This window comes from Arthrobacter monumenti (assembly GCF_054511255.1).
This window is the reverse complement of record NZ_JBTNCY010000005.1, coordinates 209,341-225,702: the sequence shown is the minus strand read 5'-3', so window position 1 is coordinate 225,702 and position 16,362 is coordinate 209,341. Positions and strand designations below refer to the sequence as shown.

17 protein-coding genes are annotated in these 16,362 nt (G+C 63.1%); 9 read left to right on the top strand and 8 right to left on the bottom strand.

The annotated features are described in order from the left end of the window. Position 1: 1 nt before the first annotated feature. From ACX80B_RS09440 to ACX80B_RS09430, 3 genes are read right to left on the bottom strand one after another with little or no spacing between them, the layout of a single operon-like run. Positions 2-1,003, bottom strand: coding sequence for a nucleotide-binding protein (locus ACX80B_RS09440; protein WP_459295407.1), 1,002 nt, complete (start codon positions 1,001-1,003; stop codon positions 2-4). Next, positions 1,003-2,331 carry a type VII secretion integral membrane protein EccD gene (eccD, locus tag ACX80B_RS09435; protein ID WP_459295405.1) on the bottom strand — a complete coding sequence of 443 codons (1,329 nt, stop codon included), beginning with the start codon at positions 2,329-2,331 and terminating at the stop codon, positions 1,003-1,005. The genes ACX80B_RS09440 and eccD overlap by 1 nt, the downstream gene beginning before the upstream one ends. A gap of 7 nt (positions 2,332-2,338) precedes the next feature. Next, complete coding sequence (locus tag ACX80B_RS09430) at positions 2,339-2,659, bottom strand: hypothetical protein (protein ID WP_459295403.1); 321 nt, start codon at positions 2,657-2,659, stop codon at positions 2,339-2,341. Between the two features lie 216 nt (positions 2,660-2,875). On the opposite strand from ACX80B_RS09430, the gene ACX80B_RS09425 reads away from it, so the two are divergent. The 6 genes from ACX80B_RS09425 (at position 2,876) to ACX80B_RS09400 (ending at position 8,085) form a co-directional block, all read left to right on the top strand. Next, positions 2,876-3,211 (top strand): hypothetical protein, encoded by a 336-nt coding sequence (locus tag ACX80B_RS09425; RefSeq protein WP_459295401.1) that lies wholly within the window; start codon positions 2,876-2,878, stop codon positions 3,209-3,211. A gap of 75 nt (positions 3,212-3,286) precedes the next feature. Further along, positions 3,287-3,592, top strand: coding sequence for a pore-forming ESAT-6 family protein (locus tag ACX80B_RS09420; protein WP_459295399.1), 306 nt, complete (start codon positions 3,287-3,289; stop codon positions 3,590-3,592). Next, complete coding sequence (locus ACX80B_RS09415; protein WP_459295398.1) at positions 3,592-3,969, top strand: DUF6507 family protein; 378 nt, start codon at positions 3,592-3,594, stop codon at positions 3,967-3,969. Before ACX80B_RS09420 ends, ACX80B_RS09415 begins: the two co-directional genes overlap by 1 nt. A gap of 60 nt (positions 3,970-4,029) precedes the next feature. Beyond that, positions 4,030-6,231, top strand: a complete 2,202-nt coding sequence (locus tag ACX80B_RS09410) for a hypothetical protein (protein ID WP_459295396.1) — start codon at positions 4,030-4,032, stop codon at positions 6,229-6,231. 258 nt (positions 6,232-6,489) lie between these two features. After that, positions 6,490-6,789 carry a hypothetical protein gene (locus tag ACX80B_RS09405; RefSeq protein WP_459295394.1) on the top strand — a complete coding sequence of 100 codons (300 nt, stop codon included), beginning with the start codon at positions 6,490-6,492 and terminating at the stop codon, positions 6,787-6,789. A 399-nt stretch (positions 6,790-7,188) separates the two neighbouring features. Continuing rightward, a complete protein-coding gene (locus ACX80B_RS09400; protein WP_459295392.1) occupies positions 7,189-8,085 on the top strand; it encodes a hypothetical protein in 897 nt (298 codons plus the stop codon). 57 nt (positions 8,086-8,142) lie between these two features. Here the strand turns inward: ACX80B_RS09400 and ACX80B_RS09395 are convergent, their stop codons facing one another. From ACX80B_RS09395 to ACX80B_RS09385, 3 genes are all read right to left on the bottom strand, one after another. Continuing rightward, complete coding sequence (locus ACX80B_RS09395) at positions 8,143-8,775, bottom strand: trimeric intracellular cation channel family protein (protein WP_459295390.1); 633 nt, start codon at positions 8,773-8,775, stop codon at positions 8,143-8,145. A gap of 91 nt (positions 8,776-8,866) precedes the next feature. Further along, positions 8,867-9,745: an HNH endonuclease gene (locus ACX80B_RS09390; RefSeq protein ID WP_459295388.1), complete on the bottom strand. Its 879-nt coding sequence runs from the start codon at positions 9,743-9,745 to the stop codon at positions 8,867-8,869. 36 nt (positions 9,746-9,781) lie between these two features. Then, positions 9,782-10,150, bottom strand: a complete 369-nt coding sequence (locus ACX80B_RS09385) for a VOC family protein (protein WP_459295386.1) — start codon at positions 10,148-10,150, stop codon at positions 9,782-9,784. 121 nt (positions 10,151-10,271) lie between these two features. Between ACX80B_RS09385 and ACX80B_RS09380 the strand changes: the two genes are divergently transcribed. After that, entirely contained in the window at positions 10,272-11,006 is a 735-nt protein-coding gene (locus ACX80B_RS09380; RefSeq protein ID WP_459295384.1) for a DsbA family protein, read from the top strand. Between the two features lie 2 nt (positions 11,007-11,008). Here ACX80B_RS09380 and ACX80B_RS09375 read toward each other — a convergent pair whose 3' ends face one another. Together ACX80B_RS09375 and ACX80B_RS09370 are read right to left on the bottom strand one after the other, a co-directional pair. Then, positions 11,009-11,770 carry a phosphotransferase gene (locus ACX80B_RS09375; RefSeq protein WP_459295382.1) on the bottom strand — a complete coding sequence of 254 codons (762 nt, stop codon included), beginning with the start codon at positions 11,768-11,770 and terminating at the stop codon, positions 11,009-11,011. A 39-nt stretch (positions 11,771-11,809) separates the two neighbouring features. Further along, positions 11,810-13,273, bottom strand: a complete 1,464-nt coding sequence (locus ACX80B_RS09370; protein ID WP_459295380.1) for a PucR family transcriptional regulator — start codon at positions 13,271-13,273, stop codon at positions 11,810-11,812. Positions 13,274-13,473: 200 nt separating this feature from the next. On the opposite strand from ACX80B_RS09370, the gene ACX80B_RS09365 reads away from it, so the two are divergent. Further along, the gene (locus tag ACX80B_RS09365) at positions 13,474-14,901 is read left to right on the top strand and encodes a gamma-aminobutyraldehyde dehydrogenase (RefSeq protein WP_459295378.1); all 1,428 of its coding nucleotides are present in this window, start codon (positions 13,474-13,476) and stop codon (positions 14,899-14,901) included. 87 nt (positions 14,902-14,988) lie between these two features. Beyond that, positions 14,989-16,332, top strand: coding sequence for a 4-aminobutyrate--2-oxoglutarate transaminase (gene gabT, locus ACX80B_RS09360; protein ID WP_459295376.1), 1,344 nt, complete (start codon positions 14,989-14,991; stop codon positions 16,330-16,332). Positions 16,333-16,362: the final 30 nt, after the last annotated feature.

Below are 16,362 nucleotides of genomic sequence, written 5' to 3'. Positions count from 1 at the left end.
CTCAGCCGGCTCCGTTGGCGATATCGAGCACCCGGGAAGCCAGCTTCGTGGCATCGAGCCGGGCAGCCGGGCTGAGCAGCGACAACTCGATTTCGACCCCTGCCGCCAGATGACGGTCATAGGGCAGGTGCACCGCGGCGATGCCATCCCGGTTAAGACCGGCGGCTTCCTTCGCCGGATCGAACGGGCCGCGGCCGTCCACGCCGGTCAACAGCGCCAGCAGCGGAACGCCGGCCAGGTCCTGGTTGGTCTCCCACAGCTGCCGGTACCAGCGCAGGTCTTCCAGCCCGGCAACCGTGGCAGGGGCAACGAATACGACGGCGTGTGCCCGGGAAACAGCCCACGCGGGCTCACCGGCAAGAACACCATTGGGGCAGTCGAGCACCGTGACGGGAAAGTAGCGGCTGATAGACGTCATCAGGCCACTCAGCGTCGGTCCACTGACCGATGGCTGGCTGGCCCGGCTGCCGGAAATCCACAGTCCGTTGTCCGCGCCTCCCAGCACCGACACAAGGGTTTCCCGGGTCACGGCTTCGCCGGCGCGCATCCGCTGGGCAATATCCTCCAGGGAGGGCGCATCCGGAGCACCGCAGCGCAAGGCCAGGGTGCCCAGGCCCGGATCGAGGTCCAGAGCCGCGGCCGGTTCCTGCCGCATGGCGCCATAAATCCGCGCCAGCAGGGCCGCCGTCGTAGTTTTACCACTGCCGCCGCGGGAACCGGTGACCACAATCCGCCGGCCGGTGGTTACGGGCGCCTGCGCTCCCGCTGCCGCCGCGGCCAACTGCCGGGGATAGTCATCGGAGCCGAAGAGTGACAACGCCTGGCGTGCGATCCGCTGAAGCGAAGACTCGGACGGGCGGGTGCGCAAGAGGCGGCGCCGCCGGTGGGCAGCGGATTCGAAGCCGGCCGATGGAGTACCGCCGGTGTAGTCGGGACGCTCAGGACCTGGCGCCGCCGTTGATGGTGGCGCCGGTGCCCGGGGGACAAAGCGCTGATCGGCCATTAGAAAGTCTCCAGCAGTTGTGCGAACAGCCCGAAAAGGCCCGCCAGCAGCGGGATGGTGGCGAGGATGGCCAGCGTTTCAAAGCGTTTCGCCGCCACCCGGAAGCGGGCCAGTACATGGTCGGGCAGCCTGAGCACCAGCATCGCGCCAATGACCACGGCGGTCAGCAGCACGCCGATGCCGGCCAGCCAGAACAGCTCAGGGGCGAACCGTACGAAGGACTGCGCCAGGGCGGCCACTCCGGTTGCGGCAGCTAAATACAGCGCAATCCGTTCGACGGCGAGCGGGAAGGACTGTGCCCGCAGGAATGCCGCCAGTGTCAGCACCAGCAGCAGGGGCAACGTCCACACCTGGCTGTCCGCGTCGCCGCCAAGCAACCAGAGACCCGCGGCAATGGAAACGGCGCAGACGACGGTGCCCAGCGCCAGCGCGTGGTGGGCAGCCGCGATGGCGGTCAGGGCATCCCGGCGGCCGATCAGGTTGCCGTGGGCGCGCTGGTCGTCGAGGCTGGCCAGGCCGGAGGATGACAAAGCATTCCTGGGCAGCAGCCCCAACACCAGAACGGAGGCAACCGAAGCCATCGCTGCAGTGCCGAGCCCGCTTCCGGCGAAGAACGCACTGCCTGTCCAGATCAGCGCAAGCAGGGTCAAGGTCGCCGCTGCACTGAAGAAAGCCCGCCCCTTTCCGGCGACGAAGCCCAACGCGACGAGACCGAGGGCGGTCAGCACTGCCAGCAGGAGCAATTGTTGCGGAAGCGGCCAAGCACTTTGGGCAATGCCACTGGCCCCGAGCAGCCAGCCTGTTCCTGCGACGGTGGAACCGACGGAGGCGGGCCCGGCTTTTCCCGCGCCCAGTCCGGCTGCCAGCACCAGCAGGCACCCTGCGGGAACCAGCAGGATCCACCACCCGGGCTCCCCGGCCGACATCGGCAGTAAAATCATCGCTGCCGCCCACACACCCGCGGCGGCAAAGGCACCGGCGGCGACATCCCGCCATCGGGCCGTCCACCGGCCGGCGACATGCCCGGATTCCGCCACCACGGTGTCGGTAATGTCATAAACGACCGGTGCCGGAGGCGCCTCCGCGGAACTGTGCAGGGTCAGCGCCGCACCATCGGCCACCCCGGCTTCGGCGAGCGAAACACTGTCACTGAGTTCGCTTCCATCCGGCGTCACCAACACTTTCGCTGCGACATCGTTCTTCGGCTGGTCCCCGAGCAGCTCCAAAATCTGCGGGACCAGGGTGCCGACAGGTTCTGCCGAGGGCAGTAGCAGATCCACATGCCGGCTGGCGCCGATAAGGGTAACGCGCGTAACAGGATTGGCCATGATCTGGTTATGCTCCCGCAGTGGATAGGTCGTGCAGCACGATGGACGTGGCCTGCCTGCTTTGTTGTTCAGCCCGCTGGTCGGCCAGCAAATCGGTGACAAACGAGTAACCGACACAGATTGCAGCGATCAGCGCGGCAACGGCGACACTGAACAGGAACATCCTAGTGGTGTCCATCCAGCGGCGTTGGAACGGGTTCCGGCCAAAGATCAGGGCGGAGGTCAACCTGTTGCGCCGGACAAGCACGGATTCGATCAGCTGTGTGTCGTAGTCATACGCCACGAAGGCCTCCAGGACATGCGGAGTGGATAGGGTGGATTCGTTCATCACATAATGCCAGCTCAAGGGTGTCAATTTAGTGTCTGAGGCCGGCATGGGTAGTTCAACCCATGCCGTTTTGTTGACCAGCCATGAGCAACCGGGCTTTGATGGATGCACTGGGGAGGAAATCCCGGGCAAAAATTGAAGAGGTAAAGGTCTGTTGCGGAAACGGTACTGCCGGCAAGTGGCGGAACGGCAACGCGAAAATAAGAGGTGGTAGTTGTGAAATTCGATATGGGATCGCAGACGCTGACGACGCTGACACAGAAGACAGGTGGGTCCAACGAGGACCTTGGTTCCCTGGTCCGCCAGCTGGTCCAGGCAGTTGCCCCGTTGGAGGGAAAGTTCAACGGTTCGGGACGTGCCCGCTTCGACGAGTTCAAGCAGCGGGCCGACTTCGTTGCCAGCGACATCAACCGCGCCCTGGGGAGCATTCTCGAGGGACAGGGTGGCATGGACGTGGCATTTCAGACCGGCGACCAGGAATCCGCCGACAATGCCCAGCAGACTCAAGGCGCGGCGAACTTCGATGCCGCAAACTTCAGCAGCAGCCGCTAACCGCAAATCATCCCGCACAATTCCGCCGCTCCGGTTACGGAAGCAGTGTGGAAAGCACATTGAAAGGTGCAACGAATGTCACTGGACCGCATTTCCTACGACACTGATGCTTCCGCCCAGGTTGAGGGAGACATCGCTTCCATCGTCGGACGCCTGGAGGCGCTGATAGCTGACCGCGATCAGGCTGTGGCTGCCGCCATGAGCGAGTTTCAAGCCGACGGAGTCTCCGAGGACTACCACCATGCTGAAACGCGCTGGAAGAACTCCGCGGCGGAGGTCAAGGAGATCATCCGCTTGGTGAAGGAAACCCTGCTCCGCAACGATGAGACCGCCGGCAGCACACAGCAGCGTGCCCGCACGGCCGTGCAGAATATCGGCTAATGAAGTGGGACGTTGATCCTGGCGGAGTGCAATCGATCCTCCTGCAGGTGCAGGGTTATGCCGAGGACTACGAAGAGATCTTTGCTGACATGGGTACGGTCCTCGCCGGTATCGGTGAGGCCGGGAAATCCGGAATCATCGCGGACGCGCTGCAGGGCCTTTCGGATGGGAACCTGATGCCGGCGATGAACAATATCGCCGGGCGCACCGGAATAGCGTTGAACGCAACTGCCGAGGCAGTGCGGGCGTATGGGCAGGGCCAGGAGGAAATGGCCGCCAATGCCCAGCAGAACGCCGACAATGCGCCCGATCCTGTGCATACCTCTTCGGGTGGCACGAATGGTACGGGTGGAGCCGTGCCAAGTGACTTCCGATAGTGGCACCAGTCAGACAAGTTGAAAATGAGACCACCCAACTAGACAAAGCGGAGGACAGTTATGGGGTTTGATCCTTCTGCTTTCCCGCCGATTGCCGACGCCGCGAGTCTCCAGCGCGAGGCGGCAAAGTTTAAGAGCAAGGCCGACCGGGTCGAGGAGCTTGCCGCTGATTCGTTCGCGGCGTGGTCCGGCATGGCCGGTGTGTACGAGGCGCCGGAGGCACCGATCGTCTATGGCGCCTTTGCCCCGGTGCGGACCAGTGGTCAAGATTTGGCTGCGGTTGCCCGGACGCTCAAATCGGCCGTGGAGACCTACGCGGCCGAGGCCGAAAGCATTAAGTCCCGGTATGAGACGCTGATCAGCCGGTGGCATGCCATCGAAGCCCAAAAAGCGTCTGACGATGAATGGCGCGAGGACGAGGATCTGGTTCAGGAGGACAATGACATCCTCTCCGATGCCAATGCCTTGATGGCTGAATATATGGCAGCGCAGCGGGCTTGCGCGAACAAGATCAGCTCCATTTACAGCGGTTCCTCTTATGTCCCCACCACCCAGGAAGGAGCAGGCGCGGGGGAGGTTCAGTTCGGTTTCACCGGTGGGCAGCTGAACGCGGCTGCGGCTGAGGGGAAGCTGCCGTGGGGCGAGCCGACCGAGTGGGACGCTCCGTGGTACCGCGACGCTTGGGATGTGGTGGCGTCCTTCGGCAAGGGTGCCTGGAGTGGTGTGACCGGCACGGTTACCGGCTTGTGGAACATGGTCAATGTCACCGATTGGGATACGTTCTCGACCACCTGGAAGGGGATCGGGACGTTGGCGATGGATGTGGCTGTCGTTTCGACTCCTGGCTTATTGATGAGCGAACCTCAGCGCGTGATGGAATCCCAGCAGCGTTTGATTGCGGTCGGTAAGGCTGCGGTGCATTGGGATGAGTGGCAGGAGGATCCTGCTTATGCGGCTGGTGCGACGACCTTCGATCTGGCGGCGATTCTGGCGACTGCCGGTGTGGGCGCTGCGACGAAGGCCGGGTCTACGGCCTCGAAGATTGCCGGGGTGAGCGGTGCGGCGTCGAAGACCGGCACCGCTGTCCGGGTCACGGGTCTGGGGGCGGCAGCGCGCACGACGGTGAAGGTTGCCGATCTTGCCACCGACTTAAAGATCAAGTCACTGGATTTGAGTACGACGGTGGCGCGTGAGTCGCTGGGCAGGTTGGCTCCGGTGGCTACGCGGATGGACGACGCCGTCGGGGCACTGCGCGGTCCGGTACCGGCCTACGCCGGCGCCGGTTCGACTGGTTCCCGGCCGTTCTCCGATGCGGTTGAGGCCGGGATGAGCCGGATGGATTCCCGATCCGACGGCGGCGGAACCGGTGCGCCTGCCGGTGGTGCGGCGGTTGATTCGGCTGCTCCATCCGGTGCTGATGCCGGATCCTGGTCGGGTGGTGGCGTCGCCGTTGGTGATGCTGTCCCGGATGGCGGTTCGCCGGCTCGGGAGGTGCCGGAGGCGGATGCGCCCACTGGTGCCACTCATGCCGATGGCGGCGGGTCGGGCGACAGCGACGGGTCTGCGGCTCCGGGAGCGGATGCGCCGAAGGCGACGGTGACTGAATGGAATCCGGACGGTACTCCGGGGACGGTTCAACTGCCGAATGGCGAACAACATACGGTTTCGATGTCCTCGGCACAGTTGGCGGAGTCGACGGCTGCTCGGCGGGATGCGGTTTTGGCCAGTGCCCGTGGGCACGGTCTCGAGCAGCAGGAATTTGAGGAGCTGATTCATAAGCGCGGCGACGAGCTGACCCCGGAGCAGGCTGAGAAGCTGGTCGAGATCCGCCACGGCATCGAATTCTCCAACGGCCCGGACACGGTATTCCAGAAAGTGCTTAATCCCGGCTTTGTCGAGGATATGCTCAAGAACGATTCGCCGGCAGAGTATCGTCAACGGATGCAGGGATTTATCTCGGACGGGGCAGACACTGCGCATTTGCGGACGTCGGAGGAAATTATTGACGGGTTGAGACTCGACTACAAAATGGCAGATGGCACGCCGGGTCCGTTTACGGCAGACGCTCCAGTGCACGCGGTTCGCTTTCAGACCTCGGAGTCGGCGGATATTGGAATCCCGGACGAGTTGTTGCGGCAGCAATTGCCGCCAGTACCGGCTTTACCGGCAGCACTGCCGATGGTCAGCGAATCATTCCTGAATACGCCACACGGGGAAATAGGGGCGTCGAAATGTTTGCCGGCGCGGAGATGTGGCGGCTGAATCGAGCCGGTGAGGAAGTTTTGGCGGGTATTTTCGACGGCGACGATTGGGTGCGCGTTGGCTGATGACAAGTTGCCGAATGGTATGCGCGTCAGCGGTGTTTATGTTGTTTGGCGGGGTCGTGAGTATGTCCCGGGTGGACCAGACCCGAGAACCCGCCGGATTGTCATTCAGTTTTACGGCCCCGAGCCGTTCGAGGAGGGGTTTGAACGGAAGCGCCGGGAGCCACGCCATCGGTGGCCAACGTGGTCGCGGTGGGTGCCGATCGATGAGATCGAGCGGAAGTTTGGCGTCAATACGATCGGAGTGTGGCGGGGTGCTGAGTTTCGTGTTTTCGGGCAGAGCGATGACGAAGACGTCGCCGCCGGTGACGTGGACGTGTTGATCGACGGGCCTGTGAAGGGTGCGGGTGTAGTGAAGCCACCTTCCTGGTGGAAGCAGCTGGAGCCGCTGAAGTTTGTGGACCGGAGCTTGGTTTTTGGTTGGGTGCCGTGGTCGGAGCTGACTGATCTGCGGGAGGAGATTGAAGACGAACCGCTCCCTTTTTCGGGTGCGTAGCGGCTGTGTGTAAGCGGCTTCGTGTTGTTCGCAACTCGGACCAAGTCACTTTTAACGAGTTTCGAGGAGGGGAAGCGGCAACCACATCAGCGGTGGGCGAGAATGGTGATGTCCTTGTAGAGGGGCCATTGAAGCGACCTGGAGAGCACCAATCGTTCCAATGGTGGTTGGAGCTTCCAAATCTGGAACTGTTGGACCAGGCAGGGCCTTTGGCTGGGTGCCTTGGTCGCAGTTGGCTGATCTGCGGGGTCACCAAAATGTGTCGGACTACGCAGGCCTCAGTACGACACATACGGCGTATCTAGACAAGATGTGACGGCCCGGTAACCACCTATATCAAAACCCCGCAGCAGTAGGTCAAGCCTCTGCGGTATTGCACATGAAGACTAGGAGTAGACTTTGGCAACTGTCTTGCAGAAGGCCTTGAACGAACATCAGGTCAAGGAACTGGTCGAGGGAAACAAGGACCGGGTTTCAGGGTTCGTGCTCAATGCAGTTGATGTAGCCCCAATCAATGACCCCGCATTATTGTTTCAGGCGCATGGACTGGGCTTCGCCGGATCTCCATGGCGGGACGGGGCCCCCTATCTGGATGTCCTGCGCTTTGCCGCCCCACCCACCGTGTACGTACATGCTCCCACCGCTCCGGATTTCGTAGACCGGCCTCCGTTCACTGGAACAGGTTTGGCCGCTTGGGACGGCGGATCGGCGCCACTGTATTTTATTGATGAGGTCCGGTTGCCACCCGGGGCGGAATTGTGGCGCATTCACAGGGACGCGTCTGAAGAGCTGATTGCCCTCTATGGGGACGTGGCATCAGGGTGGACGGCGTTGCCGGACAACGGATTTGGTGCGCCGCAGCAGAACACTCCGGCTTCGGTGATGGGGTGGACCGCGATCTGGAACGGCTACAGGCTCAGCGCCGACCTGGTCGATGGGGCCTCGTCGGTTGTCCTTGCTGCTTCCCGTGAACCACCGGCCGACGCCGGCGGTTTCGAGAAGACATCGCGGGGTACATGGCGGAAAAAGACCTCCATCAATGAAGTCACGGACGTTTTCGAACTTCTCGGCAAGGTGACGTATCAGGGCGCTCCGTTCCGGCTGGTTGATGTCGGTCAGGATGCCGGACGGCGGCTGTTCCGCCTGTTCTATACCGGCCATAATGCGGATCAGGCTGAAGCAATGGGGCTGACCAAGAGCGACGCCGGTGTGTATTGGACTGTGGTTGATGAGTCCACGGTGGAGAATGTCGAGTTTCTGCAGAACCGGATGGCCGGGTTGCCAGGGGCCGACTAGCTGAGACGAGGAGGCCTGCCAAATACCTCCTTGACGGAAACCCAGTTCGCGGGAAGTTTAGCGATGCCAACCCTGCACGGCCAGCGGTACGCGCCAGCTGAACCGCCAGGCGAGGATGCGGAAGGCGAAGACTGCCACGGCGACTGCCGCCGTCGTGAAAACGTTGGACCAGCCGAAGGTATCCAGCAGAACCACCAGGAACGCCCCAGCGAAGGCTGGAATGGCGTAGACGTCCCGGGGATCGAAAATTTTCGGCACTTCATTGGCCGTAACGTCACGGAGCAACCCGCCACCCACCGCCGTCGTCACGCCGAGCAGGACCGCCGAGACCGGGTTCAGGCCGAACTCCAACGCCTTGAGGGTTCCGGTGACGCAGAACAGTGCCAGCCCGCCGGCGTCGAAAACCACCAGCAGGCTGCCGAACCGCTGCACGGAGGAGAACAGGAAGTACACAAGAAGCGCTGCCGATAGCGGCGGGATGATGTACAACGGATTGGAAAATGCCGCCGGAACTCCGGCGTCAATAATCAGATCGCGAACCACTCCTCCGCCGAGGCCGACCAGAGACCCGAGCAGCAGCGAACCCACGATGTCGAAACCCTTGCGCGCCGCGAGCAGGCAGCCGGAGACGGCGAACGAGAAAACGCCCAGCAGGTCCAGAATCAGGGCGACGTCCACGGCATCGTTCACGGTGAACCCTCCAAGGTGTCGCGGGACCAGGTCATCGCCGATTACGAGTGGCGGTAGGGACGCCGTCAGTCTACGTGGGCGCCGCGGCGTGTCACTGGTTCGACGTGCCCGGACCGAGCAGCCGGGCTGCGTCTTCCTGCGCCTGCTGTTCCTCGGGGCTGACCAATACTCCCTGCAGGTATCCAGCCCTGGAGATTAGTGTGCGCAACTCCGCAGGCGTGTAGGGGACAGGTTTGCGTTGGTGCGCCATGGCATGGCAGTTGGGGCATAGCGGGACGAGGTCGGTGAGCGGATCGAGCTCGTAATCCCCGCCGACGAGTGATACCGGAACGATGTGATGAACCTGGATGAAATCCTTGCCGATATCGCCGTAGACCGCTTCGAAGGAGAAACCACAGGCCGAGCAGCTCGTTCCATGATGATTGATGCAGGCCTCGCGTGCATGAGGATCCCACTCGTACCGATTGACACGAGCCGTCGCCAAAGCATTCTCGGGGAGGGTTCCGGGTGGTGGCGTCGTCGGATCCAACGAGACAGGGGCGTACTCCGCCCACAAAAACCGCACCGCGGTCTCGTCTTCGGGTGGAATTTCGACGGCGGCACCCGGCTCTGGATTCCAGCGCACCTTTGGAACGCGTTCTGTCAGTGTTTCGGCCGGTATTTCCTCTCCCCACTGCAGCAGCGCGTCGATGGCAATGTCGACAAACCTTCGGCCGCCGTCGGCGCCGTCTGAATCAGTTGCATCCGGCGAGGGTTCGGAGCCCACCATGCCGTGCCCAATTAATGCGCCGCCCTGGCCGCCTTGTAGCAGCAGCCATGCGTCATCGCCGGGGAGGATGCCGCTGTCGCAGCCCACTTCCCAGCTTCCAACCGCCCTGCCTGTTTCGGCGAGACGGTCCAAAGCCCATGAATAGCTGGGCAGTTCTCCGGTCTGCCGATCGGGACTGAGATCAAAGATGTAAGCCGTCACACTAACCATCCTCGCACCGGTGGCGCGGTTGAGGGATTAGAGATCCTGAACAGACCGGGAGAGCAGGCAGAACTCGTTGCCCTCCGGATCACCGAGAACCACCCAACTGACATCCTGCCCCTGTCCGACGTCGACCCGGCTCGCGCCTAGGGCAATCAGCCGATCCAGTTCCTGCGACGTTGCCGCACCATCGGCCCGCAAATCCAGGTGGAGACGGTTCTTGAGCGTCTTGCGTTCGGGAACGGCCACTATGTCAATCGTCGGCCAAGCGCCGTCGTTGGGGGCAATGCTGATGATGCCGGCGTCTTCTTCAACAACTTTCCAGTCGAGTACGGCACACCAGAATTCGGCGACGAGGCGGGGCTCGATGGCATCAATGGCGAGGACGGCGATGCGGCTGGTCATGCTGTCATTGTTCTTGGTGACGCCGGAAAGGTCCATGCCGCAGGGGCGGACCATTGGTTGTTGTCCACAATTTGCAGCGGCATGCTTGACCACGGTGGGGGACGGCCATAGCGTGTGGACCGTGAAGACTCCGGATATCAACTTCTACTTCGACCCGACCTGTCCGTTTGCCTGGATGACCAGCAAATGGGTCCGGTTGGTGATGGCCCAGCGGGACTACACAGTGGATTGGCGGTTTATCTCCCTGCGGATGATCAACGCCAATGTGGACTATGACGCCCACTTCCCGCCGGAGTACGAGGCCGGGCACAATGCAGGGCTGCGGTTGCTCCGCGTTGCTGCCAAAGCCCGTGCCGGGCATGGCCGCGAGGCGATGGGCCCGCTCTACGCCGCGTTCGGAGCGCATATCTTCGACTCGGAGCCAACTCCAGGCGGAGATGAGAACGCCACCCGGGACCGGCGCGGCACGCGCCCGTTCGTGGAGCCGATCTTGGAGGAGGCAGGCCTGCCGACCGCCCTGGCGGACGCGCTGGACGACGACTCGCTGGATCCTGAAATCCGGGCCGAGACGGACGAGGCACTGTCCCTGACCGGCAAGGACGTCGGCACTCCGATCATTCACTTCGAGCCGCCCACCGGAGTGGCGTTCTTCGGTCCGGTCATCAGCCGTCTTCCCGGCGAGGACGACGCGGTGCGGCTGTGGGACCACGTTCTGGGGCTGGCGTCTTTCCCCGGGTTCGCGGAGCTGAAACGCAGTCTCCGGGAGCGGCCCCAGTTGCGGGGTCTGGGTGTCAGCGAGGATGAAGCCGGCCTGCAGGAAGACTGGCACGGCGGCAGCCGCAGGCAGAAAAAGTAGGTCTACTTGAGTTCCTGCATTTCCGCGGCCGCCTGTTCCAGTGAGTCTGGCTGACCGTTGCCGACCATCTCCTCGTAAAGCGGGTCGCCGCCGGCCGCCAGTTCCCGGATCAGGCGGGCGGTTTCGGAGGCCCGGTGGATGGCGATATCGAGAATCTCGTCAACCGTGCCTTCCCAGCCATACGCGTCGAGGAACACGCGCAGCCGGTGGCCCCGGGCATCGAAGTCGGTGAAGCCCTCGTCCTCGGCTGTTTTGCGGGCATGCAGCGGCACCCAGGCGAATGCGGTAAACGCTATGTCTTCAACGACGGTCAGCGGTCCGGCCAGGTCCCAGTCGAAAAAACCGATGAAGCTGCCATCCCGCCAGGCGGCGTTATACGGAGCGGCATCATTGTGGGCGATGATCAACCCCGGTTCCCATTCGCGGCCCTGGCGCCAGACGTCGTCGTCATTGGGTTGGAAATCCGCCACTGCGTGGTGGTACTCCCGCAGCCACGCCGCCACCTGAACCAACGTCTCCTCGGTATGTACCCAGGCGGGGAATGGTTTTTGGTTGCCGATGGTCTCGCCATCGAGGTAGGTCAAGACTTCCCGGCCCTCGGCGTCGAAACCGAGCGAACGCGGCGCTCCCTCGAAGCCGTGGTCCTGCAGGTGTTTCAGCAGCCGGTGGACCGACGCCGTCCACGGCCCCGGCGTCCGGCGGACGGTTCCGCCTTCGCGGACCGCTCCGGAATCGCTGCCGCCTGACAGCCTGCGTTCGGTCATCCCTCCATTATGGGCGAACGTCGACGACGACGGCGGCACCTAGGAGCGGCGACGGTTCCCGGCCGGCCGGTCACGGTCTTCGGGATGCTGCAAACCCCGGACCGAGAGCGCGAGCCAGAGGTGTACGCGGTCGGCGGTGATCGCAGGGTCGTATCCGGTCAGATCGGTGATCTGCGAGAGCCGGTAGCGGACGGTGTTGCGGTGCAGGCCCAGGCCGGCAGCTACCGCGGCAACGGAACCGTCGGATTGAAGGTAGCTCTCGAGTGTCCTGAGGAGTTCGGCGTCGTTCTTTTCGTCAAAGGTGAGCAGCGGATCCAGGGCCTCGGCTGCCAGATCGGCCAGCGGAACGTCTTCGCTGGCGAGCAGCAGCGATGTAAGGTTCAACCGCTCCGGAACGTTCAACCGCTCGCCATGGGAGAGAGCTTCTTTGGCCTCAAAATAACTCCACCGAAGCCCGCCGGTCTGCGCGTAGCTGCCTCCCTGCCCGATGGAGGCATCGATGCCCGCCTGTTCGAGGTAGGTGGCCAGCCTCCGCGCCTGGTCGGCGACCGCTCCCGGAACGAGAACGGCCAGGCGCCCACCCTGCATGGCGCTCACACAGTTGTCCATACCGGGCGGCAGCGGCAGCGTTGGCAGGGAACGGCGGTCCTTGTTGCCCGCTTCGACCAGCAGGACCGCATGTTTTCCGGTCGTGGCCATGCCGGCCGCGGCAAGACGCGCAGTCGCATCCGGGCCGGTCAAAACTCCCCGCACAATGTCATCGAGCACCTGTCCGGCGATTTGCCGTTGGGTTTCCCGGTGCCGGGCTTGGTTGCTGAGCTCGAGACTGATCAGGGACTGCGCGTAATTGACGATCCCGTCGGCCTCGTACGGGCGCAGCAACCACAATGTCGTCCGGTCCTTCTTGCCGGTGCTGATGGCCACCTGGTCCCAGCCGCCGTCGTCCTTTTTCAATCCCGGACTGCTGGCATAAACGTTCGCGCCGTACTGGGTCAGCTCAAGTTCGGTATTCAGCATTGAACCGAGGGTCTGCAGGAGTCCGGGCAAACCATTGCCGGCCAGCAGCGCCGAAGCCAGCACCTGATGACTTTTGAGCAGTCGCTCCAGCTTGGCGTAATGGTCGGCGGACAGGGCATCAGCAACCAGTTTTCCGATGGCCATGAAGGGTGTTTCATAGGCGACTTCGAAAACCGGAATACCGAGCTTGTCCGCCTCTGCCACGAAAGCCTCTGGGACTTTTGAATGGGAGAGTCCGACGCCGAATCCAATCGCCAGCACATTCGCCTCGTGCACCCGCCGGACGAAGTCCCGCTGGGTTGCCGGCGTCTTCTGTCGGAGCCCGGTGGTCAGCAGCACCTCACCACCGGAAAGGAACGGGGTGGGATCTTCAAGTTCAGTTACCGCCACCCACTGGATCTCCGCGGTGCTGTCCGCGGCGGCGCTGCCGATCAGGCGCAACGACAATCGGGGTGTGCCGATCAGCTCGGCGAGGGTAACGGCCATGCTCCAACTATAGTTGGGCTGCTGCACTATGAAACGCGCCGGAAGATGTGCGTCGGCCCATTACCACGCGGGCCCGCTCTGGCGTACGCTCTCCAGTAGTGTGCTCCTGATTACACCGAATCCCGGACCCAGGAGCGTTTCAACGAGGAAACCCGGTGCAGCCAATACCTGGACCGAAGCCAACAGGAGGGTCATCTGACATGGCACAAACTTTGCAGAACTTCGTCAACGGCGGGTTCGTCTCGCCGCAGGGAACCGACCTGCTCGACATTGTTAATCCGACCAACGGCGAAGTGGTGGCCCAGTCGCCGGTTTCAAACGCGGCCGACGTCGACGCCGCCATGACGGCCGCCGCCGAAGCATTCAAAACGTGGAAACGCACGACGCCGACAGAGCGTCAGGCGATGCTGCTGAAGCTTGCCGATGCCATGGAGGCCAACAGCGACGAACTGGTCGAGGCCCAGCACCGCAACACCGGCCAGGTGAAGGAAATGATCGCCGGCGAGGAAGTCGCCGTCGGCGCGGACCAGATCCGTTTCTTCGCCGGCGCAGCACGCGTGCTGGAAGGCAAGTCCGCCGGGGAGTACATGGAGGGCTTCACCTCCTATGTCCGCCGCGAACCGGTCGGCGTCATTGCCCAGGTTACGCCGTGGAACTACCCGCTGTTGATGGCCATCTGGAAGATTGGCCCGGCACTCGCCGCTGGCAACACCATCGTGCTTAAGCCAAGTGACACAACACCGGAAAGCACGCTGGTGCTGGCCCGCCTGATCGGCGAGATCTTCCCGAAGGGTGTCTTCAACGTCGTGCTGGGTACCGGTGAGACCGGCTCCATGATGGTCGAGCATAAGACGCCGGCCATGGTGTCCATCACCGGCTCCGTCCGGGCCGGCAAGGCCGTGGCCCACGGTGCCGCCGAAGGCCTCAAGCGTGCGCACCTGGAGCTTGGCGGCAAGGCGCCCGCGCTGGTATTCGATGATGCAAACCTGGAGAAGACCGCCACGGAGATCGCGGAATTCGCGTTCTTCAATGCCGGTCAGGACTGCACCGCCATCACCCGTGTACTGGTGCAGGACGGCGTGCACGACAAGTTCCTGGACCTGCTCGCCGACGCCGCGAAGGGTCTGGAGACCGGCAACGAGGATGAGTCGAAAAACTACTACGGTCCTTTGAACAACATCAACCATTTCAACTCCGTCTGCAGCGTTCTCGATTCCGTGCCGGAGCATGCCACCGTCGTCACCGGCGGCAAGCGGGTGGGGGAGAAGGGCTACTTCATCGAGCCGACAGTCATCTCCGGAGTGAAGCAGACCGACGACCTGGTGCAGAAGGAAACCTTCGGACCGGTGATCACCGTACAGAAGTTCAGCAGCGAGCAGGAGGCGCTCGAGATGGCCAACGACGTCGACTATGCACTGGCTTCCAGCGTCTGGACGTCGAACCACCAGACCGCCCTGCGGGTCTCCCGCGACCTGGACTTCGGCTGCGTCTGGATCAACACGCACATCATGCTCACGGCCGAGATGCCCCACGGCGGCTTCAAATCGTCAGGCTATGGCAAGGATCTGTCGATGTACGGCGTGGAGGATTACACGCGGATCAAGCACGTCATGAGCGCGCTGGACTAGACGCACCCCACACTCCGCGGGACCGGTGCGGGCCCTTTCGGCCACGCACTTGTTCACCGCGTCGAAAACACTTTGAAAGGTAGTCAAATGGCAGAGATTCAATACCGGCTGGAGCAGAAGCGCAGGATTGTCGGAGATTTCCCCGGTCCCAAATCCAGCGCCCTCAACGAACGGCGCCAGGCGGTGGTGGCCAGTGGGGTAGCTTCCGGCGTTCCGGTTTACGCGGCGGACGCCGACGGCGGCATCATCCATGACGTGGATGGAAACTCCTTCATCGACCTGGCCGCCGGCATTGCGGTGACCGGTGTCGGTGCCTCGGCCCCCGCCGTCGTCGGCGCCGTCAAGGAACAGGTGGAGCACTTCACGCATTCCTGTTTCATGGTGACCCCGTACGAGGGTTATGTGCGGGTGGCGGAGTTGCTCAATGAGCTGACTCCGGGTGACCACGAAAAGCGTTCCGTGCTGTTCAACTCCGGTGCTGAAGCAGTGGAAAACGCTGTCAAGGTAGCGCGCCTTGCCACCGGGCGTGACGCCATCGTCGCCTTTGATCACGCGTACCACGGCCGCACCAACCTGACCATGGGCCTGACGGCGAAATCCATGCCGTACAAGGCCAATTTCGGTCCCTTCGCGCCGGAGATTTACCGGGTTCCGATGAGCTACCCGTACCGGGAAGAGAACCCGGACATCACCGGTCCCGAGGCGGCCCAGCGCGCAATTCTGGCGATCGAGAAGCAGATCGGTGCCGAATCCGTCGCGGCCATCCTGCTGGAGCCGATCCAGGGCGAGGGCGGCTTCATTGTACCGGCCGAGGGCTTCATGCCGGCGCTCGCGGATTGGGCCAAGGAGAAGGGCATCGTCTTCATCGCGGACGAAGTCCAGTCCGGGTTCTGCCGCACCGGTGCCTGGTTCGCGTCAGAGCATGAGGGTGTCGTTCCGGACATCGTGGCGACGGCGAAAGGCATCGCCGGCGGTATGCCGCTGTCTGCGATTACCGGCCGGGCGGACCTGCTGGACGCCGTCCACCCCGGAGGTCTCGGCGGCACCTACGGTGGTAACCCGGTGGCGTGCGCTGCTGCAATCGGCGCGATCCAGACCATGAAGGACTACGACCTGAACGGCCGGGCAAAGCAGATCGAAACCCAGGTGATGGACCGGTTGAGGTCCCTGGCGCGGCATGTGGATATCATCGGCGACGTGCGCGGCCGCGGGGCCATGCTCGCCATCGAACTGGTCAATCCGGGCACCAAGGAACCCAATGCGGAGGCGACCAAGGCCATCGCGGCGTTCTGCCAGAAGGAAGGCGTCATCATCCTGACCTGCGGCACGTATGGCAACGTGGTCCGGCTGCTGCCGCCACTGGTCATCGGTGAGGATCTGCTCGATGACGCCCTCGATGTGCTGGAAGCGGCGATCCGCGCGCAGGTCTGAAGTTCCGCCGGTCGTCGGGCTTAGACTCGC